This window comes from Arthrobacter cavernae (assembly GCF_017368795.1).
Lineage (GTDB): Bacteria > Actinomycetota > Actinomycetes > Actinomycetales > Micrococcaceae > Arthrobacter > Arthrobacter cavernae.
This window is the reverse complement of the sequence record NZ_JAFNLL010000049.1, coordinates 21,798-41,400: the sequence shown is the minus strand read 5'-3', so window position 1 is coordinate 41,400 and position 19,603 is coordinate 21,798. Positions and strand designations below refer to the sequence as shown.

Here is a 19,603-nt window from a genome sequence, read left to right as displayed (position 1 = left end):
GGCACCTGCTGGCCCAGGGAATCCTGGGCTTCCTGCGGCAGGCCGGCCATCATGGGCGTCTCGAAAATGCCCGGCGCAATGGTGGCCACCCGGATCAGCAGTCTTTGTTGCATCTACACAGGCGCCCTCCCCGCCGTTCGTGCATGCGATCCCGCAGGTACGTGTAAACCGCTCTCGCGCTGCGTTCTGACCGCCATTCTCGGGGTTCTGGCGCGAATTCGTGAATCGGGGGTCGGGCGCGGTTGCGGTCATGAGAGCAGGACTTCCTGCCTCAGGAGCTGAAGCCGGCCCGGCCGAATATCTGGCGTTTGATCATCCTGATCCAGTTGATGTGCCCTTCAACGACGCCGGTGCTGCAGGTCAGGGTCAGCTCGGCGATGACCGCGCCGATAGTCAGCAGCGGCACGCCGGGACAGCCGTGGGAGCGGGCGCAGGACCCCGAACTGGCAGCAGATGACCTCAAGAACCGAATCAAGGGGCATCTGCTGCCGGTTCGCGCGGAGGTAGAGCAGAGGGCTGCTGCTCAGCGCGTCAGTGTGGCCCGGCGTCGGGGGTTTCGTCGCCGATGTGGCCCGGCGCGTTGGCGGCCAGCACACGCTGCACGAAGGCACTGTATTCCTCCATGTAGTGGCGCAGCAGGGCCGCCGTGCCCTCGTCCGTGACGCTGCCGTCCGCCCCGAAGGCCTCCGGATCGAACTTGATGTAGGCCTCCGGGGCGTTCAGCTGCGGCGCATCGAGGAAGCTCAGCACGCTGCGCATGGAAGACTGCATCACGGCGGTGCCGATGCTGCCGGGCGAGGTGCCGATGATGCCCGTGGGCTTGCGGGCGAAGGAGTTGGTGCCCCACGGCCGGGAACCCCAGTCAATGGCGTTCTTCAGGGCGCCGGGGATGGATCGGTTGAATTCGGGCGAGACGAACAGGATGCCGTCCGCGTCCGCGATCGCGTCCTTCAGGGCCCGGCCGGCGGGCGGGAAGTCGGCGTCGTAGTCCTGGCTGTACAGCGGGAGGTCCTTGATGGGGATTTCGGTGAATTCAAGCTCCTCCGGCGCCACGCTGATCAGCGCTTTGGACAGGACCCGGTTGATGGAAGTGCTGGAAAGGCTCCCGACGAGGTAGCCGATCTTAAAGGTGGCCATTGCTGCATTCCTTCCCGACGGCGCGGCAGGACCGCCCATCGACGGCGGGAACTGGGGGCTCCCGGCTCATGGCGAGCATAGTCCAGCCTCCCGCAGTTGGGAACGGCCACCCTACTGCCGTGCCGGGGCCGCGGGCCATAGACTCTAGCCAACAATGACTCTGTCCGGGAGGTGAGCAGCCGGTGTTGCTGGGCGTAGCGAGGGAACGGATCGACGGCGAACGGCGGGTGGCCGCGACGCCCGAGACGGTGAAGCAGCTGGCCGGGCTGGGCCTGGACGTGGTGATCGAAAGCGGGGCCGGCCTGGCCGCCGGGCACAGCGACGACGACTACCGGAACGCGGGGGCCGCCGTCGTACCCTCCCTGGAAACCGGCAGCCTGGACGTTTACGCGCACGTCCGCCCGCTGGAACCCGCGACAGCGGCAGCCCTGTGCCGGGGTGCCGTCACCGTGGGCCTGGCCTCGCCGTCGTCGGAGCTGCCCACCGTCCGGGCGCTCGCCGCCGCCGGGGTGACCTCCTTCGCCCTGGAGCTGGTCCCGCGGATCTCCCGCGCCCAGTCCATGGACGCCCTCTCCTCGCAGGCCCTGGTGGCGGGGTACCGCTGCGTGCTGGAGGCAGCGATCCGGCTGCCGCGCTTCTTTCCGCTGTACATGACGGCCGCCGGGACCGTGCCGCCCGCCCGGGTGCTGGTGCTTGGCGCCGGCGTGGCCGGGCTGCAGGCCATCGGCACCGCCAAGCGGCTCGGCGCCCGCGTCTCCGCCAACGACATCCGGCCCGCCTCTGCCGACGAGGTGGCCTCGATGGGCGGCACCTTCATCAAGCTCGACCTCGAGACGGCGGAAGCCTCCGGCGGCTACGCGCGCGAGCTCAGCGCGGACCGCGGCGCCCTGCAGCGCCGGCTTCTTGCCCCGCATGTCGCCCTGGCGGACGTGCTGATCACGACGGCGGCCGTCCCCGGCAGACCGGCCCCGCTGCTGGTGAGCCGCGACATGGTGCAGGGCATGCGCCCCGGCTCGGTGGTGATCGACCTCGCCGCGGAATCCGGCGGCAACGTGGAGGGCTCCGTGCCCGGCGAGGACCTCCAGGTGCCCACGGCGGACGGGCAGGGCTACGTCACCCTCGTGGGGTTGAAGGATCCGGCCTCGGCCATGCCATCGGACGCCTCGCGGCTCTACGCCAAGAACGTGGCCAACTTGCTCGCGCTCATGGTCCGGGACGGGACCGTGGCCCCCGATTTCGGGGACGACGTGGTGGCCGGGGCGTGCCTGACGCACGGCGGCGAGGTGCGGCACGGCCCGACGGCGGAGGCGCTCGCGGCGCTCGACGAAGCGGTTGAAAACGAAGGAGTGAACTGATGGACGGCATCAGCCTGCTGACGATCACCGTGCTGGCGGTCTTCGTGGGCTTCGAAGTGGTTTCCAAGGTCTCCAGCACCCTGCACACGCCCCTCATGTCCGGGGCCAACGCCATCCACGGCATCATCCTGGTGGGCGCCATCATTGTGGCCGGCCAGGCCTCGGACCCCTGGGTGCTCGCGGTGGCGCTGCTCGCCGTCGTCCTCGCCACCGCCAACCTGGTGGGCGGCTTCGTGGTGACCGACCGCATGCTGGAGATGTTCGGCGGGCGCAAACGCCCGGTGGAGAAGCAGCCGCCGTCGCCGGCGGCACAGGCGTCCGGGGGCAAGGAAGGCGCACGATGACCCTCCTCGACCCGCTCTGGACCTCGCTGCTCTACCTGGCCGCGGCCGTGTGCTTCATCCTCGCCCTCAGGGGCCTGAGCTCGCCGCGCACCGCCCGGCGCGGCAACCTGCTGGGTGCCTTCGGTGCGCTGCTCGCCGTCGTCACGGTGTTCGTTTCGGTCAAGATGGACAACATTCCCTGGATCCTGGGCGCGATTGTCGTGGGCAGTGCGGTGGCCGCACCGGTGGCTCGGCGGGTGCAGATGACGCAGATGCCGCAGCTTGTGGCCTTGTTCAACGGCGTGGGCGGCGGCGCCGCGGCGCTCGTGGGGTTGCTCGAACTCGGCCACACCGGCGACGCCTGGGTACGCGTGGCCATCGTGTTCACGCTGCTGGTGGGGGCCGTGTCCTTCGCCGGCTCGGCCATCACCTTCGCCAAGCTGCAGGAACTGATGACTACCCGGCCCGTGCTCTTCCCGGGCCTGCCCGTGCTCATGGGGGCCGTGCTGCTCGCCGCGGTGGGGGTCGGCGTCGTGGTGGTGTTCAACGGTTCCTTCGCGCTCGCCCTGGTGCTCCTGGCGCTGGGGCTGGTGGCCGGCGTTCTGCTGGTGCTGCCGGTGGGCGGCGCCGACGTGCCGATCGTCATCTCGCTGTTGAACGCCTTCACCGGCCTGGCCGTGGCCGCGTCCGGCCTGGTGCTGGGCAATGTGCTGCTAGTGGTGGCCGGAACGCTGGTGGGCGCCTCCGGTACCATTCTCACCCGCGCCATGGCCGCGGCCATGGGCCGCAAGGTCACCGGCATCCTGTTCGGCGCCTTCCGGGGCGGCTCGACGGCGGGCTCGACGACGGCGAGCGATCGCCCAGTGCGCTCCTCTAGCGCGGAGGACGTCGCGGTGCTGCTGGGCTACGCGCAGCGCGTCATCATTGTGCCGGGCTATGGGCTGGCCGTGGCACAGGGTCAGCACACCGCGGCTGAACTCGCCCTGGCACTTCAGGCGCGCGGCATCAGAGTGGATTTCGCTATCCACCCCGTGGCCGGGCGTATGCCCGGGCACATGAACGTACTGCTGGCTGAGGCCGATGTGCCCTACGAGTCGCTGAGGGAGATGGGCGAGATCAACTCCGAATTTAGGACCGCCGACGTCGCGCTGGTGGTGGGCGCGAACGACGTCGTCAATCCCGCCGCGAAGACCAGCGCCGGCTCACCGATCTACGGCATGCCCATCCTGGAAGTGGCCGAGGCCCGGCAGGTGGTGTTCCTCAAACGCTCCATGCGGCCCGGCTTCGCGGGGATCGAGAACGAGCTGCTCTACGAACCGCAGACCACCCTGCTGTTCGGCGACGCCAAGGACTCCCTGACCAAGGTGCTGGGCGCGGTCAAGGCGCTGTAGCGTCAGCGCGCTTGACGCTACGTATGGATGAATCTCTAAGCGTAGAGATGCGGCGGTTGTTTGGTGATTTTCTCGATGTCGGCCGCGGTGGCCTCGATCAGCTGATGCGACAAGTCCGCCAGGGCCCGTGCCGTCGCCAGCTCATCACCGATCTCCGGGACGCCGGAGTCCGCGGGATTCAGCCTGGCCAGGCCGAGCCCCACCAGTTCATCCCGGCCTTCAGCACGTAGCCGCGCCGTGGCCCGCGTTTGGTTTTCGTGTTCGTCGATGTCGATATCTACCGACCAGTTCATGGTGGCCGCCTCCTCGAATGAGAATTCAACAGTGTCAGGCTGAAGGCAGCCAGTCAAGGGTTGACAAGGCAGCGGCGGCCCGTCCCCAGGGGACGGACCGCCGCTGTTGCCTTGCCCGGTGGTACGGACCGGGCGCTGCCAGGCCGGGATTAGGACCGGTCTGCCAGCAGCCGGCCCCACCTTGGGTGAAGCAAGGGGGCGCCGGCAAGCTTCAAACAGTGCCACAGGGTCACGGCCACGGAGTCCAGGACCGGAACTCCGGTCCTCTCCTCCACCTCGGCCGTGATGTTGGCGCCGTACAGGTTGGTGCACAGGTAGACCAGCGCGTCCGGGTTCGAGGCCGCGAGTTCCAGGGAGCCCGGCAGCATCTCGGCGTCGGTGACCCTGGCGAAGGATTCGTTGTCGCTCAGGTCCAGGTGCCGGTGGTCGATCGTCTTGATGCCGGCCCGCGCGTAGGAGGCGATCACGGCCTCGTTGACATCACCCGTGTAGGGCGTGAACAGCCCGATCCGCTCGGTTCCAAAGGCAGCAAACGCCTCCAGGTAGGCCAGGGTGGACGTGGTGGCGGGGATGCCGGTGGCCTCGGTGATTTCCCGGACCAGCTCTTCGTCGTGGGAGGCGCCCAGCCACGAGCCCGAGGTGCCGTTCCAGGCGATCACGTCCACGTCCGAGGTCGCGAGCAGCTCCGCGGCGGCCCGCATCCCGGCGGCATCGAACTGCTTGTCGGAGGAATCATCCAGTGCGATCCGGGTGACGTTGATGCGGGTGAAGTGCAGCGTGACGTCGCGGCGGTCGCCCAGGATGCGGTAGCTCTGCGGCTCCAGGCAGGTGTTGGAGGACGGCACGATCATGCCGATGCGGACGGGTCGGTTGGCGGAAGGCATGGGGGCTCCTAGGCGGAAACAGTGACGGGAACGGACAGTGCACCAGTGGACAGGGCATCGCGGTGTTCGGTGAAGCCGTTGCGGGCCACGAAGCGGCCCACCGGGCCGGGATCCTGGAACCCGGAGCCGTCCACCACCACGCGCCCGGCGGAGACGACGACGGCGGGCCAGCCGTTAAGCGTCTTCCCCTCGAACGGCGAGAAATCGGTCCCCATGTGCAGCGCACCGCCGTCGACGTTTAGTTGTGCGGCGGGATCGAAAACGACCAGGTCGGCGTCGAAGCCTTCCACGATGGCGCCCTTGCGCGGCAGCGCGTTGATCCGGGCCGGGCCCGCGGAGAAGACCTCCACGAAGTCCTCCACGGAGCCGCCGGACTCGGAGACCAGCGCCGTGAACGTCACCGGCATGCGGGTCTCGACGCCGGGCAGGCCGTGCGGCATGAAGCGGACGTCGTCCGTGCGCTCGCGTTTCTGCGAGAGGTCGTAGCAGGAGTGGTCCGAGGCCACGGTGTGGATGGCCCCGGCGGCGAGGCGTTCCTTGAGGGCGGCCACGGTTTCGGCGCTGCGCATGGGCGGGCAGCAGGCGTACCACTCGGGGAAGGTGCTGCCGTAGACGGTGTCATCCAGGGTCAGGTAGTGCGGGCAGGTCTCGGAGTAGGCCTCTTGGCCGCGCTCGCGGGCCTCGGTGACCAGGTCCACGGCGCCCGGGGTCGACTGGTGCACGAAGTACACGGGGGCTCCGGTGTATTCGGCCATGGCGAGGGTTTCCTTGACGGAGATTTCCTCGGCCAGCTCGGGCCGGGTCCAGTGAAGGTGGTTAATCCCGATGTGGCCGTCAGCCGCGTGCTGCTCGGTGCAGTCGGCAATGATGGGGTCGTGCTCGGCGTGGATGTAGGTGAGTCCGTCAAGGCGGACCATTTCGCGCATGACCTTGAGGATGGTGTCGCCGCTGGCCATGGTGGATCCGCGGTTGGTGGTGTACATCTTCACCGAACGCACGCCCTCGGCGGCGAGCTGTTCCAGCTGCCACGGCACGGTCTCGTCCCAGCTGACCACGGAGCCGTGCAGGGCCACGTCGCAGCGGGATTCGGCGGCGAGCCGCTTCTTGTTCAGCACGGCATCGAGCGGGGATTCCTGGGCGTCCCGCGGTATACCAAAGTCGATGATGGTGGTGGTGCCGCCCCACAATGCGGCGGTGGAGGTGGTGCGGTAGTCGTCCAGGGTGCGGAAGCGGCCGGTCACCTGGGCCACGTGGCAGTGGCCGTCCACGCCGCCCGGGATCACCAGGTGGCCCGTGGCGTCCACGGTGCGGACGGCCGCGGGCACGGGCTCGGCGGCGTCGAGCAGCTGCATGATGCGGCCGCCGTCGACCACCACGTGGGCAGCCTGTCGCCCAAAACTATTGACCACGGTGCCGTGGGCGATGACGAGATCGGGGAGTTGGGACATCGTCGTCCTCCTAATTCTTGAAGGTTTCTAGGTAGCCGGTGCGGCGGAAAGGTGCGCCGACTGCGCGGAGGCCAGGGCGGCGTCGAGGTTTTCGGTCAGTCCGCTGCGGCGCTTGACGGGCGGCGGGGCGAACGCGCCCTGGCGGTGGAAACCGGACTGCAGGGCCACCACGGCTTCGGTCATCCGGATGCCGGCCGAGATGCCGTCCACCACGGGAACGGGGATCTGTCCCTCAAGTTCGCGGGCCAGCCCGGCGAGCGGGGCACCTGCCAGGATCACGACGTCGGCCCCGTCCTCCGCGACGGCCTGCCGGCTGAGTGCCAGCAGGGTTTCCTTGAAGTCGGCCTGCACGGAGCCAATCGAGTTCAGGCTCTGGTTGATGGAACGGATCGAGGCCAGGCGGCCGCCAAGGCCGAAGTGCTCAACGCAGTCCCGGTACCAGGCGGTGATGCGGTCCGAGATGGCAATGATGGAAAAGCGCTGGCCCTGCAGGGCGGCGGCGCAGAGGGCGGCCTCGGTGATGCCGATGACCGGCACATCCACCAGTTCCTTCAGGGCCGGCATGCCGGGATCGCCGAAGGCGGCTACCACGATGCCGTCCACCTGGCCGGAAGCCGGACCGGCGGCGTGCTCGGCGATGATTTCGGCGACAGCGCCGGCGGCGATGAGGGACTCGAAGCGGGTTTCGATGTACTCGACGCCGTGCCCGGCGGTCCGCACGATCAGCTCGGTGTCCGGACCGGCCGAGCGCAGCGCCTCGGCCTCGATCAGCGCCGTGACGTCGGCACTGATGTTGGGGTTGATGACCAGGAGTTTCATGGTTTTTTCCGATACAGCTTGGGCTCGGCGGCGGTGGTGTCTTCGGGGAACTGTTCGCGGTACTTGCCGATGTGCGACGCCGATTGGGCGGCGGCGCGTTCCGGGTTGCCGCTGGCGATCGCCGCGTAGAGCTCGCGGTGTTCCTGGATCAGTTCCGGGAGGTCGCTGACGTGGCGGAAGAGCCAGTGCATGCGGCCCTGAAGGGGTTCCAGCGCCGAGCGGAGGAAGTCGTTGTTGGCGATGCGGGTGATCTCATCGTGGAATTCGCTGTTGGCGCGGTGGGCTTCCAGGATGGATCCCTTGGCGAGGCAGCGCTCGGCCTCGTCCAGCAGGCCCTGGAGCTGTTCCAGGTCCGCGGCCGTGGCGCGGGCCGCGGCCAGCCTGCAGGCGAGCACCTCGAGGGACTGGCGGACGTCGAAGAGATCTTCCACGTCTTTGGCGCTCAGTCCGCTGACCTCCATGCCACGGGAGGCGCGGTCCCGGATGAGGCCTTCCTGCCGGAGCATCCGGAGGGCCTCGCGGACGGGCAGGCGGGAAACATTGAATTCGGCGGCGAGGTCCCGCTCCACCAGCCGGGTGCCGGGCGCATAGTGGCCTTCGAAGATCCTCGTACGGAGCGTGTCACGCACGGTCTCCCGGAGGGGGCGGTCCGTGTTGTTCGTGTCTTCTGCGGTAAGCAATTCTGGCTCCATTCGTGGTTCTTTCAGGCGGTGCGCCCGGCGTTCCCGGCCGGCGTCTGGCCTTCCGGAGATGCAGTCCGTCCGGCCAGCCCGGTCGGGGGGTTAGACCGGGAGGCGCTTGTTGTAGTTCAGGGTCAGCACGGAAACGCCCATGATGATCGCGGACCCAACAAAGTAGAGCAGCGCCCAGGTGTAGGAGCCGGTGGCCCCGACAATCAGGCCTACCACAATCGGGGTGACGAAGCCCGCGATGTTGCCGCTGAAGTTCATGGCGCCGCCCAGGACGCCGGCATTGGTCCGGCCGCCCAGGATGGAAGGGATGCTCCAGAAGAGGCCCACCCAGCGGAGGAAGAACATGACCACGGACAGCAGCACAACCGCCGTCGTCGGATCCGCCACGATGGTGACGCCCACCAGGCCGCCCACCACTACAACGCTGGAGATGCCCAGCAGGGTGCGCATGACCAGGTTGGCGGAGGCGCCGGAGTTGCGCCACTTGTCGGCGATGTGGCCGCCCAGGATTTCACCGACGAAGCCGGCGCCGAAGATCACGAAGGTGGACCAGCCGATGGTCTTCAGGTCGAAGCCCTTGGCCTGGGCGAGGTAGAGCGGGCCCCAGGTGAGCAGGCCGTAGAACACGCCGTTGAAGCCCAGCCAGCCGAGGCACATGGCCCAGAAGGAGCGGAACTTCAGGTAGGGGAGCAGGGCGCGCTTGCCCTTGGCGCCTTCGGCTGCTGCTTCGGCGTCCTCGGCGGCGTGGGAAGCCTCGATGTATTCGGCCTCGGCGGCGTTGACGCCGCGGTGCTGGCGCGGGTTGTCGCGGATGTACCACCAGACGGCCAGGCCCATGAGGACCGTGGCGCCGCCGGCGATGATGAACGCGGTGCGCCAGCTGCCGGTGGAGGCGATGAGCCCGGCGATGAGGATGCCGCCCAGGCCGGCGCCGAGGGGAGCGCCGGCGTCCAGGATGGTGGCGCCGCGGCCGCGTTCGGACTTGTGCATCCAGATTGCGTTGAGCTTGCCGCCGGCGGGCATCACGCCGGCCTCGGTGACGCCGATGCCGAGGCGGGCAATGAACATGCTCAGGAAGCCGCCGGCCAGGCCCGAGGCAGCGGTCGCGGCGCCCCAGCCCACGCAGGAGGCCGTCATGACCTTGCGCGGGCCGAACTTGTCGATCAGCCAGCCGACCGGGATCTGCATGAGGGCGTAGGTCCAGAAGAAGGCCGAGAGCAGGAGCCCGACGAGCTCCGGAGCAAGGTTGAATTCCTTCTGGATGATGGGCAGGGCCACGGAGATGGAGCCGCGGTCGATGTAGTTGACGGCGACCAGGACCAGGAGCAGGAGGAAGAGTTTCCAGCGGACTTTGGTGCGTCGCTGCACGCCGTCCTTGCCGGATTTGCCTTCTGGCGCCGCGATTACTGTTTCAGTGTTGTGGAGAGACACAGCTTCTCCTTCGGGGAGTCATGGGGATGGGATGGGGGATGTCTGTGAGGGCGAACCGCGCGGGGATGCCGCTGCGGCCGGACTCGTCCCGGCGGCACGTGCTGCGGTTCCGGCCAGTCGATGAGGGAAGCGCATCCGGTGAATCCTTTGGGATCCCGTTTTGGGATCCCAAAATCAAAGGTAAGTGTGATGCGGGGCACTGTCAAGGGGTTTGGTATACAAAGCGAAAAAACGGATTGTGACCGGGCCGGGACCATCAAACATTCTGAGGACGCGCAAATGGCCTGACGACACGGGAATTCCGGTGTCGTCAGGCCATTTCCGCGTCGTGAGCGTATTGGAGTGTCAGGGTGCCTTCGGGCTGGGCGCGGGGCGGTGTGCCAGGATCTCCGCCAGCTCGGCCAGGCGGTGGGCGCGGGCGGATTCGGCGGGCGTGAACGGCTCGTCCGGGCGGGAGAACACCAGCGGTCCGCGCCAGGCCGTGGGGATCTTGAGCAGTGTGCCAGAGGGCCCGACGCCGGCGGCCGGCTCTTCGGCGGAGCCTTCCGGAACGCTGGGGACCACCCTGGCGGAGAGCAGCTCGGCCACGGCGAGGGGGAGCTCGTCCGGGTTGCCGGCAATGCGGGCCGCGATGCTCAGCGCCCTGGTCTGCCCGTCCGCCATGGCGAGCGTCGTGGTCGGCCACACGTGCGACTCACGGCCGCCGCCGTCGTCGAGCGCTTTCAGCAGCTCCGCCTCACCCAGACGTCCGGGCGCGGACAGCACGAACTCGTCCAGGACCGTGCCGTCCATCGGGTGCACGTGGATGCTGAGGATGTTGGTGTCGAGGCGCGCGAGGGACTGGGTGATCTTCTGCAGGGAACCGGGCTGGTCGCGCAGTACCGTGCGGGCGCGCCACAGGGCCGGCGCCGTGTGGAGCCTGCGCCGGTGGCGCAGCGCGGGGGCGTGGAGCCAGCTCCGCAGCACCCTGGCGGCGGAGGGCTCGGCCACCCAGATGACCAGCACCGTGGCGGTGACGGTCAGGAGGAGCACCTTGGCCAGGTACGGCAGGTGGGTTTCCACCACCGCGGCGTGCACCAGCAGCTCGATGGGGAGCATCACTGCGATCTGGGCCACCGTGAAGCGGGGCCTTGGGCGGTTCGGGCAACTGGCCGCACACTTCGCAGGAGAGCTCTGCGGCGGCGGGAGTCTTCTGCTTCGGCTTCATGCCTCCATGCTGCCCGGTGGGTGTTTCGGCACGGTTGCCTGTGCGTCACGATCGTGCGCCTTAAACGGCGGAACCGGCAGGCACACCCGTGGCGCCTGCCGGTTCACGGCCGGAATTCGTCTCCTAGACGGACCCTAGCGGACGGAGTCGGAGTCCCGCTCGGAGCCGCGGTTGGCTGCTGCCAGCTCGGACAGGAGGTCGCGGATTTCGGCGAGCAGCGCGGTGTCGGCCGGCAGCGGCTCTTCCTCGGGTTCCTCGGTGGCCAGGCGGGCCTTGACCATTGCGTTGATCTTGTTCATGGGCGCCACGAAGATGAAGTAGACCACGGCGGCGGTGATCAGGAAGGTCACGAAGGCCGTGATCACGGCGCCGAAGTTCACGAACGTTGCGGGGTTGTCCGGCCAGATCGCGAAGCCCAGGCCCCCGGCATTGACGCCGCCGGCGGCCGCGATGACCGGGTTGATGATGTTGGTGGTGAACGCTGCCACGAGGGCCGTGAATGCCGTGCCGACGACGACGGCAATCGCCAGTTCGATCACGTTGCCGCGAAGAATGAAATCCTTGAATCCCTTGAGCATGGAAAGACCTCCGGTTGTTTTCAGGGTGCAGGAGCAGAGATCAAACTACCACTTGAAGGTTTCCGGGAGGTCTTCTTTGGCTCACGGCGAGGCAGTTACCCCACGCAAAGGCGGGCCCTGCGGATGATCCGCAGGGCCCGCCGTCGTCCGATCCTAGGTGGTGGCCGCCTCCAGCTCCGCCTCCACGGAGAACGAAGCGCCTTTGCTGCGGTTCACCATCAGGGCGAGGAGGTCGAAGACGAGAGTTGCCGCTGCCACAGTGGTGATGTCTGCGTGGTCGTAGGCCGGAGCAACTTCCACGACATCGGCGCCGACGATGTTGATGCCGTTGAGGCCCCGCAGGAGGGCAAGCAGTTCGCGGGAGTGCAGGCCGCCCATTTCCGGGGTTCCCGTGCCGGGAGCGTAGGACGGGTCCAGGACGTCGATGTCGATGGAGACGTAGACCGGGGTGTCGCCCAGGCGGTCCTTGACGCGCTGGATGGCGGCCGGCACGCCGATGACATCCAGGTCCGAGCAGCGGATGATCTGGAAACCGAACTCGTGGTCGCGGAGGAAGTCGTCACGGTCGTAGACCGGTCCGCGGATGCCAACGTGCATCGACTTGTCCTCAACGAGGAGGCCTTCCTCGAATGCCCTGCGGAAGATGGTTCCGTGGGTGACCGGCTGGTCGAAGTAGGTGTCCCAGGTGTCCAGGTGCGCATCGAAGTGGAGCAGGGCCACCGGGCCGTGGACCTTGTTCAAGGCCCGCAGCATCGGGAGGGCGATGGTGTGGTCGCCGCCGATGGAGATGAGCCGCTTGCCGGAGTCTGCGTCGCCGAGGAGCGGGAGGGCCTGCTCTTCGATCTCGCGGACTGCGCGGGCGATGTCGTAGGGGGTGCAGGCGATGTCACCGGCATCCACAACCTGGGCTTCGTACACTGGCTCGACGTCGAGCTCCGGGTGGTAGCCGGGGCGGAGAAGCCGCGATGCTTCGCGGACAGCAGCCGGACCGAAGCGGGCGCCCGGACGGTAGGAGGTGCCGCCGTCGAACGGGACACCGACAATCGCGATGTCGTAGTCCGGGACACGGTCGATCTGGGGAAGCCGGGCGAAGGTGCCCAGGCCTGCGTAGCGGGGAACCTTCGTTGCGTCGACGGGGCCGATTGGTTTGTGCGTGGTCATGACATGGACCCTTCAGTTACTTGGCTGTGCGCCGGCAGCGCCGGCTTCTTTTCTGTGGTGAGTTCCGAGAGCGACTTGTTGGCGGTTTCCGGCGCAAGCAGGAGAGTGGCGGCCAGGCCCACCAAAGAGATCAGTGCGCCGATGAGCAGCGAACCCGCGGCGCCGAAGCTGACGATTGCTACCGGCATCAGGTAGGTACTGGCAGCCGAGCCAACGCGGCTGATGGCCGTGCCGAAACCGACCGCCGTGGCACGGACTTCCGTGGGAAACAGCTCGTTGGGGTAGACGACTTCGAGGAAGCTGGAGGCGCCCGACGCGAGGGCGAAGATGGCCAGCGCGATGAAGAGCGGGGCTGCCTGGACGTTTGGGATGAAGGCCGGGATGGCCAGGGCCACCACGATCACCGCGAAGCTCCAGAGGAGCAGCTTGCGGCGGCCGATCTTCTCGACGAGCCACAGACCCGGGATGCCACCGACGACGAACAGCATGGAGATCAGGAAGGAGCCGCCGTAGAGGTTGGCGTCACCTGTCATGCCCATTGATGCCAGCAGGTCAGGGGCGAAGGTGTAGACGGCGAAAAGCGGGATGACCTGGGCCGTCCAGAAGATGGAGACGAACAGGGTGCGCTTCAGGAACTGGCCCTTGAAAATGTCAGTGAACTTGCCCCGTTTGGCCGGACCGTCGCTGTCGGAGGCTATGTCGCCGAGATCGTACTGCTCGCCGTAGACCTTCTTGATGACAGCACGGGCTTCATCACGGCGGCCGCGGGACAGCAGCCAGCGCGGAGATTCCGGGGTTCCAAGCCGGCACAGCAGCGTGATGACCGCAAAGATCGCCGGGCTGGCGACCATGACGCGCCAGGCATCCGGTCCCATGTCACGCAGGAGGTAGCCGACGGCGTATGCAGCGGCCGCGCCGATCGCCCAGACCACGAACGTTGCACCGAGCAAACGGCCGCGGTGCTTCTTCGGGAGGAACTCGGCCAGCAGCGAAGTAGCGATCGGGTAGTCGGCGCCGATGGCCGCGCCGAGGAAGAACCTGCAGAGGACAACCTGCCAGACCTCGGTGGCGAATCCGTTCAGCAGGGAGAATAACGCCAAGGCGATGAGGTCGGCAATGTACATCTTGTGCCGGCCGATCTTGTCCGTCAGCCACCCGAAGATGGCTCCGCCGAAGAAGATGCCGACCAGGCTGGCTGCGCCGATAAGGCCGATTTCCACGGTGCTCAGCTGCAGGCTGGGTGTCATCGTGATCAGGGCTATGCCGATGATTGACAGCGCATAGCCATCGATGAACGGACCACCGGAAGCGAAGAAGGTCAGCTTCTTGTGGAATGTGGTCAGTGGGGCGTCATCAATGAGATTGCTCGTTGCGCTCATTGCAACCCTCTCTCGTGAATGCCCATCGCTGGGCAGGAAGTTCAGTATCTACATTGTTGGTGAGCTGGATCACCCGGTACATTCGCTGATTGACTACAAATAGCGAGTGGGCTTATACATTTGTATAAACGGCTGTGGGGCGGCCTACGGACTCACGAACAGGAACTCTCCGCATGGCGATCACCGTGGCCGAACTGCTGGCCGAACCGCAGCTTGGCCTGACCCTCCTGGCCGGCTCGGAAGGCTTGTCCAACCGCATCACCTGGGCCCATACCTCCGATCTGCCCCGGCTGTGGGAATGGGTCACGGGCGGCGAGCTGATGATGACCAACGGACTCTCCATCCCCGCGGACGCCCCTGGGCAAGTCGCGCTTGCCCAGGCACTGGTCGATGCGGGCGCCAGCGCACTGGCCATCGGGGCACAGATGCATGCTCCCGAGCTGCAGCAGGAGTTCGTCGATGCCTGCAACCGGCTGCCGCTGCCGGCGATCAGCATCCCCTATCCGCTGCCGTTCATCGCAATCGGGCGGTCCGTGGCGGAGGCTTCGCTTCTCGAGGAGTCACGCAGGCTGCGCCAGACCGCGCGCATCTACGAGCTGCTCCGGCTGGCCGGGCCCTCTGACGAACACTGGCGCAGCCTGACGGCGGGAGTCGAAGCCGAGCTCGACGCGAGCCTTTTCGTGGTTGACCGGAGCTGCCTACATCCCTGGCATCCCGGCGGCCAAACCCTGCCGGATTCGCTTCTCCAGGATCTTGAATCCCTGACCAGCAAAGCACCCGCGGCCGGCAAGAAGTTCCAATGGCACCGCATCAACAACCGCCACGTCCTGATGATGGATATCCCGACGCACTCCAACGCCTTGCTGGTGGTGCTGCCGAACTCCCAACCCCACCCGGACGCCGTCGTGCTGCTCCATGCGGCCACCGTGCTGGGACTCGAACTGTCCCGAACGGTTCTTTCCTTGGAGAGCCAGAACCGTTTGGGGGCCGAGTTCCTCCTGCAGGCTATCGACGGGCGCCTTGGAGCTGCGGAGATCGAAAACCGCCTGCCTGAATTCGGTGTCTTGTCGCCCGAATTCCTGATCGTCTCGATGTCCAGCGAGGACGGGGACCGTCTGGCGGATATCCACGTCGACCTTTGGAGGCACGGTTACCCGGTGGCGTGCCTGCGCCACTTCAACACCCTGCACTTGGCTGTGGCCGCAGATTGCAACGACGAGATGCTCCGGCACGCCGTGCCATCGGATGTGAGGATCGGGATCAGCCGGCCTGCGAAAGCGGCAGGAGTCCGGCGGGCCCTGCAGGAATCGCTGTGGGCGCTGGGGACGGCGGCCAATACCGGCACGGGACTGGTCCATTATGCAGGCGGTCCTTCGTGGATGGGGCTCACCAGTTTCGAGGAGGGGAATGCGCTTGTGCAGAGGTATCTCGGCCCGATTTTCGAGTATGAACAGGGAGGGCACGGAGACCTCATTGTCACTTTGAGGACCTTTTTGGACAATCAACGTTCGTGGCAGAAAACCGCGGCAGCCCTCTTTACGCACCGGCAGACAATCATCTACCGGATGCGCAAGATCGGCGAGCTGACCGGACTGGACATGAACGAGACCTCCACCGTGGCGCAGCTGTGGTTTGCCCTCCAGATCCACCACGCCATGGATCCCCAGGGCAGCCTCTCCACGTAACCCCGTCAACGGGCCGCGCGTCCCCGCCGGCACGCCCGGCCGTAGGATGCGAAACGGACGCCAGACGGTGACGTTCCTTCCCAGTTGCCATGGAAATGCCCGGCACGCCATGGCTGCGTGCCGGGCAATTCCGGGCTTCGTCCCACGTGGGGCAGGAGGCAACTGGGAAGGAGCGCAGTCCCCGGCGGCTACTGGGCGGGCAGCCGGGCCGGCAGGAGGGGCGCGAAGAATGCGGCGAGTTCCGCCGTCGCGGTCAAGGGCAGCACGTTGGCGACGTACTGGTCCGGCCGCACCACCACCACGACGCCGTTGCGGCTGAGGCCGCGCAGTTCGAAGATGTCCGCGGCCGGGTCGGTGCCGAAGACTTTCTCCAGGTAGTTGAGCCGGAACGGACCCACCTCCGGCTTGAACACCGCGGGGACGGCGTTGAGATCGATGTCCTCGTGTTTCTGCTGGTAGATCACCTTCACGTCGAACCACGCGTCGCAGTCGGCGCCCGACGGCGTCGCGGCCAGCGGCGAGTCCGGCGAGTTCGCGATCCACTCGGCGAAGTCCGCGACGGGCGACGGGGCGCCTGCGTTGGCTGCGTCGGCGAAGACGTAGATGCGCCAGCGGCCGTCAGCGGTGGCCTGATGACCCAGATGGAGCGGGTTGGTGTCGCAGACGCGGGAGACCATGGCTGACGTGAAGCGCTTCCCGATCGGGAAACCCGTGGCCAGCTCCTGGTGGGCGGCCTCGCCGATGATCAGCGACGGCGTGTACTCGGTCATGAAACCGGCCGGGAACTCCGCCGTGCGGACGTAGAAGTCCTCGAGCTCCGAGGGGTCCTCGAACTCCTCGGGCTTCTTGGCCATCATGGTGGACCACGTCTTGTCGAAGTCGATCAGGTTCTTCGCGACGACTTGGCGCTCGGCCGAGTACGTGGACAGCAGCGACTCGGGGCTGCGGCCCTCGAGGACGTGGCCTAGCTTCCAGGCGATGTTGAAGCCGTCCTGCATGGACACGTTCATGCCCTGGCCGGCCTTCGCCGAGTGGGTGTGGCAGGCGTCGCCCGTAATGAACACGCGCGGCGTGCGGGTCCCCAGCTGCTCCGGCAGGACGTCGTCGAAGCGGTCCGTGAGGCGGTGACCCACCTCGTACACGCTGTGCCAGGCGACGTTGCGTACTTCGACAGTGTAGGGGCGCATGATCTCGTTGGCCTTGGCGATGATCTGCTCGATGCTGGTGTTGCGGACATGGCCGTTGTCGTCCTCGGGGACCACTCCGAGGTCCACGTACATGCGGAAGAGGTGCCCGCCTTCGCGCGGGATCAGCAGGATGGAGCCGCCGTCGTGCGATTGGATGGCGCATTTGAGGCGGATGTCCGGGAAATCGGTGGAGGCCAGGACGTCCATGACTCCCCAAGCGTGGTTGGCCTTGTCGCCGGCCAGGGTGCAGCCGATCGAGGCGCGGACCTTGCTGCGTGCGCCGTCGGCGCCGACGACGTACTTTGCGTGCACTGTGCGTTCGGCGCCCTCGTCCGGGCCGGCGCTGCGCACGAGCGTGACCTTGACAGGGTACTCGCCTTCGTCGGCCACTTCGAGCGTCTGGAAGTCCCAGCCGTAGTCGGGGACCAGCCGGGTGGGGGAGTTGGCGGCGACCTCGGCGAAGTAGTCCAGCACGCGGGCCTGGTTGACGATCAGGTGCTTGAACTCGCTGATGCCCGTCTCGTCGTCCTTCGCGCGGCCGCCGCGGACGATCTTCGTGGGGTCCTCGGCGTCCGGGCGCCAGAACGCCATCTCGGTGATCCAGTAGGCCTCGGCCGTGATCCGCTCGGCGAAGCCGAAGGCCTGGAAGGTCTCCACGCTCCGGGCCTGGATGCCGTCGGCCTGGCCGATGGCTAGCCTGCCCGGGCGGCGCTCCACGATCCGGGTGGTGACGCCCGGGAACTGGGACAGCTGCGCCGCGGTGAGCATGCCCGCGGGTCCGCTGCCCACGATGAGTACGTCGACCTCGTCGGGAAGGTCATCGGGCCGGTTGATGCCGACGCCGGCTGCCGGCTGGACGCGCGGGTCGCCGGATACGTAGCCGTGGTGGTGGAACTGCACGGGATTTCCTCACTTCCTTGTGTGGTTGTTCGATTATGGAACTTGAGGTTCCATAGTTGAACTCTTGTCTTGATCTAGAACTGTACGGCAGCTGTGACGTGGCTGACAAGGGTGCGGATGGCGCATTCGCTGCGGACGCCGTCGGGAATGCCGCCCCCGCACGTCGGATTCTGCTCAATCATTCGCCGGCGGCGAGCAAAGATCCCCGGAATTCCGGGCCTTGGTGAGAGGGCAAGGCTGGATGATTGAGCACAATCGCACGCCAGCCTGAGCCTGCGCGGCGGCGTCTTGTACCCTGAGGGGCATGGGACGTGGGGGAGTATCCAGACGGTGGCGCGCCGTTGCTGCGGGGGCCGTGGGCTTGCTGCTTGTTGCGGGGTACGCGGTTGCCGGGGCATTCCAGATCCTCGTGTGGAATCCGCTGGCTGCGGTTCCTGGCGCCACCCTTGAGGAAATCCATGCCGAAATGGCCCGTGCCAACGAAACGCTTGCTGCGCCTGAGGTCCTGACGTGGGCCGCCGTCGGTGTGGTGCTGGCGGCATCCGTGGTGCTCGGCGCCATGGCGGGGTCAATCACCCGCATCAGGACCGCAGTGGTGTTGGAGCTGCTGATTCTGGTGCTCGGGGCGCCGTCGCACTGGTTCGCGGCATTTCCCGGCGGCATGGGGCTCGCCGACGCCTTCTTCATACGGGGAGGGGACCATTCTCCGTGGGGCGGGCTGCTCTACGCGGTCAGCCTGGCGGCGCTTGTCGCCGTGGTGGTGATTGCCATGGCGGGCAGGCGGCGCAAGGAGGATAGGATCCCCCAATGAGCGCAACCACCCCTGGGCCCCGCGATGACGCCGGCATTCCGGATTACCTGAGCGCATTGGGGATTCCCGGGCTGGCGGACATCCACGTGCACTTCCTTCCGGAGGAAATGATGCGGAAGGTGTGGGGTTACTTCGACCGCGCCGAGGAATCCTACGGCCGCGCCTGGCCGATCCACTACCGCACGAGTGAGCAATCGCGGTTGGAGCAGCTTCGACGCTTCGGGCTCAAGGCCATCCCGGCCCTGTCCTATCCCCACAAGGCCGGCATGGCGGAGTGGCTGAATGAATGGAGTGCCGGGTTTGCCCTGAGGACGCCGCGCGCACTTCACTGCGCCACGTTCTACCCTGAACCGGGCGCCGGGGACTATGTCCGCAAGGCCATCGCCGATGGGGCCCAACTGTTCAAAGTCCATGTGGAAGTCGGCGGTTTCGCGCCGGATGATCCTCTCCTTGACGAGGTGTGGGAGGCTCTCGAGACCTCGGGAACGCCCGTGGTCATCCATGCAGGCTCGGCGCCTCTCTCAGGTCCCTTCACCGGTCCGGACCGCATCCGCCGGCTCTTGGCCGCGCACCCGCGGCTCGTCCTTGTCATCGCACACATGGGCATGCCCGAGTACGACGCCTTCGCGGACATCGCCGAGGAATACCCCAACGTCCATCTGGACACCACCATGGTGGGAACCGACTTCACCAACGGCTTCGCTCCCATGCCGGACAGCTACCTTGCCCGGCTCCCCGCGCTGCGCGATCGGATCATCCTGGGCTCAGACTTCCCCAACATCCCCTACCCCTACGCCCACCAGCTCGATGCCCTCGCCCGGCTGGGCCTTGGCGACGACTGGATGCGTGCGGTGCTCTGGACCAACGGCGCAAGGCTGCTCGGCCTCGGCTGACATCGCCGCCTGCTTGCTGACCCCGACGC

The 19,603-nt window shown here is 67.1% G+C and carries 18 protein-coding genes and 2 pseudogenes; 6 read left to right on the top strand and 14 right to left on the bottom strand.

Features of this window, described 5'->3' with window-relative positions:
* From J1902_RS19475 to J1902_RS16660, 3 genes and pseudogenes are all read right to left on the bottom strand, one after another.
* Positions 1-104, bottom strand: a pseudogene (locus J1902_RS19475) (3-hydroxyacyl-CoA dehydrogenase); the annotation flags it as partial.
* A 167-nt stretch (positions 105-271) separates the two neighbouring features.
* A complete protein-coding gene (locus J1902_RS19730; protein WP_207617435.1) occupies positions 272-406 on the bottom strand; it encodes a transposase in 135 nt (44 codons plus the stop codon).
* A gap of 125 nt (positions 407-531) precedes the next feature.
* Complete coding sequence (locus tag J1902_RS16660) at positions 532-1,137, bottom strand: NADPH-dependent FMN reductase (RefSeq protein WP_207617434.1); 606 nt, start codon at positions 1,135-1,137, stop codon at positions 532-534.
* A 182-nt stretch (positions 1,138-1,319) separates the two neighbouring features.
* Here J1902_RS16660 and J1902_RS16655 point away from each other — a divergent pair, with 182 nt between their 5' ends.
* From J1902_RS16655 to J1902_RS16645, 3 genes are read left to right on the top strand one after another with little or no spacing between them, the layout of a single operon-like run.
* Positions 1,320-2,492: a Re/Si-specific NAD(P)(+) transhydrogenase subunit alpha gene (locus J1902_RS16655; RefSeq protein ID WP_207617433.1), complete on the top strand. Its 1,173-nt coding sequence runs from the start codon at positions 1,320-1,322 to the stop codon at positions 2,490-2,492.
* Positions 2,492-2,836, top strand: coding sequence for an NAD(P) transhydrogenase subunit alpha part 2 (locus J1902_RS16650; protein ID WP_242702129.1), 345 nt, complete (start codon positions 2,492-2,494; stop codon positions 2,834-2,836). Before J1902_RS16655 ends, J1902_RS16650 begins: the two co-directional genes overlap by 1 nt.
* Entirely contained in the window at positions 2,833-4,206 is a 1,374-nt protein-coding gene (locus J1902_RS16645) for an NAD(P)(+) transhydrogenase (Re/Si-specific) subunit beta (RefSeq protein WP_207617432.1), read from the top strand. The genes J1902_RS16650 and J1902_RS16645 overlap by 4 nt, the downstream gene beginning before the upstream one ends.
* Before the next feature lie 35 nt (positions 4,207-4,241).
* On the opposite strand, the gene J1902_RS16640 is transcribed toward J1902_RS16645, so the two are convergent.
* The 10 genes and pseudogenes from J1902_RS16640 to J1902_RS16595 form a co-directional block, all read right to left on the bottom strand.
* A complete protein-coding gene (locus J1902_RS16640) occupies positions 4,242-4,499 on the bottom strand; it encodes a DUF1876 domain-containing protein (protein ID WP_207617431.1) in 258 nt (85 codons plus the stop codon).
* Between the two features lie 149 nt (positions 4,500-4,648).
* Positions 4,649-5,383: a maleate cis-trans isomerase family protein gene (locus J1902_RS16635; protein WP_207617430.1), complete on the bottom strand. Its 735-nt coding sequence runs from the start codon at positions 5,381-5,383 to the stop codon at positions 4,649-4,651.
* Positions 5,384-5,391: 8 nt separating this feature from the next.
* Positions 5,392-6,831, bottom strand: a complete 1,440-nt coding sequence (locus tag J1902_RS16630; RefSeq protein ID WP_207617429.1) for an amidohydrolase family protein — start codon at positions 6,829-6,831, stop codon at positions 5,392-5,394.
* Between the two features lie 27 nt (positions 6,832-6,858).
* Positions 6,859-7,650: an aspartate/glutamate racemase family protein gene (locus tag J1902_RS16625; protein ID WP_207617428.1), complete on the bottom strand. Its 792-nt coding sequence runs from the start codon at positions 7,648-7,650 to the stop codon at positions 6,859-6,861.
* The gene (locus J1902_RS16620) at positions 7,647-8,330 is read right to left on the bottom strand and encodes a GntR family transcriptional regulator (protein ID WP_207617427.1); all 684 of its coding nucleotides are present in this window, start codon (positions 8,328-8,330) and stop codon (positions 7,647-7,649) included. The genes J1902_RS16625 and J1902_RS16620 overlap by 4 nt, the downstream gene beginning before the upstream one ends.
* Positions 8,331-8,432: 102 nt before the next feature.
* Positions 8,433-9,773 carry an MFS transporter gene (locus J1902_RS16615; RefSeq protein WP_207617426.1) on the bottom strand — a complete coding sequence of 447 codons (1,341 nt, stop codon included), beginning with the start codon at positions 9,771-9,773 and terminating at the stop codon, positions 8,433-8,435.
* A gap of 345 nt (positions 9,774-10,118) precedes the next feature.
* Positions 10,119-10,980: pseudogene (locus J1902_RS16610) on the bottom strand (amino acid-binding protein).
* 134 nt (positions 10,981-11,114) lie between these two features.
* Complete coding sequence (gene mscL / locus J1902_RS16605; protein WP_207617425.1) at positions 11,115-11,558, bottom strand: large conductance mechanosensitive channel protein MscL; 444 nt, start codon at positions 11,556-11,558, stop codon at positions 11,115-11,117.
* A 153-nt stretch (positions 11,559-11,711) separates the two neighbouring features.
* The gene (gene speB, locus J1902_RS16600) at positions 11,712-12,719 is read right to left on the bottom strand and encodes an agmatinase (RefSeq protein ID WP_207617424.1); all 1,008 of its coding nucleotides are present in this window, start codon (positions 12,717-12,719) and stop codon (positions 11,712-11,714) included.
* The gene (locus J1902_RS16595; protein ID WP_207617423.1) at positions 12,716-14,098 is read right to left on the bottom strand and encodes an MFS transporter; all 1,383 of its coding nucleotides are present in this window, start codon (positions 14,096-14,098) and stop codon (positions 12,716-12,718) included. Before J1902_RS16595 ends, speB begins: the two co-directional genes overlap by 4 nt.
* Before the next feature lie 173 nt (positions 14,099-14,271).
* Between J1902_RS16595 and J1902_RS16590 the strand changes: the two genes are divergently transcribed.
* Positions 14,272-15,783, top strand: coding sequence for a PucR family transcriptional regulator (locus J1902_RS16590; protein WP_207617422.1), 1,512 nt, complete (start codon positions 14,272-14,274; stop codon positions 15,781-15,783).
* 188 nt (positions 15,784-15,971) lie between these two features.
* On the opposite strand, the gene J1902_RS16585 is transcribed toward J1902_RS16590, so the two are convergent.
* A complete protein-coding gene (locus J1902_RS16585) occupies positions 15,972-17,870 on the bottom strand; it encodes an FAD-binding monooxygenase (protein WP_207617421.1) in 1,899 nt (632 codons plus the stop codon).
* 304 nt (positions 17,871-18,174) lie between these two features.
* Between J1902_RS16585 and J1902_RS16580 the strand changes: the two genes are divergently transcribed.
* Both J1902_RS16580 and J1902_RS16575 read left to right on the top strand, forming a co-directional pair.
* Positions 18,175-18,681, top strand: coding sequence for a hypothetical protein (locus tag J1902_RS16580; RefSeq protein WP_242702128.1), 507 nt, complete (start codon positions 18,175-18,177; stop codon positions 18,679-18,681).
* Positions 18,678-19,574: an amidohydrolase family protein gene (locus J1902_RS16575; RefSeq protein WP_207617420.1), complete on the top strand. Its 897-nt coding sequence runs from the start codon at positions 18,678-18,680 to the stop codon at positions 19,572-19,574. The genes J1902_RS16580 and J1902_RS16575 overlap by 4 nt, the downstream gene beginning before the upstream one ends.
* Positions 19,575-19,603: the final 29 nt, after the last annotated feature.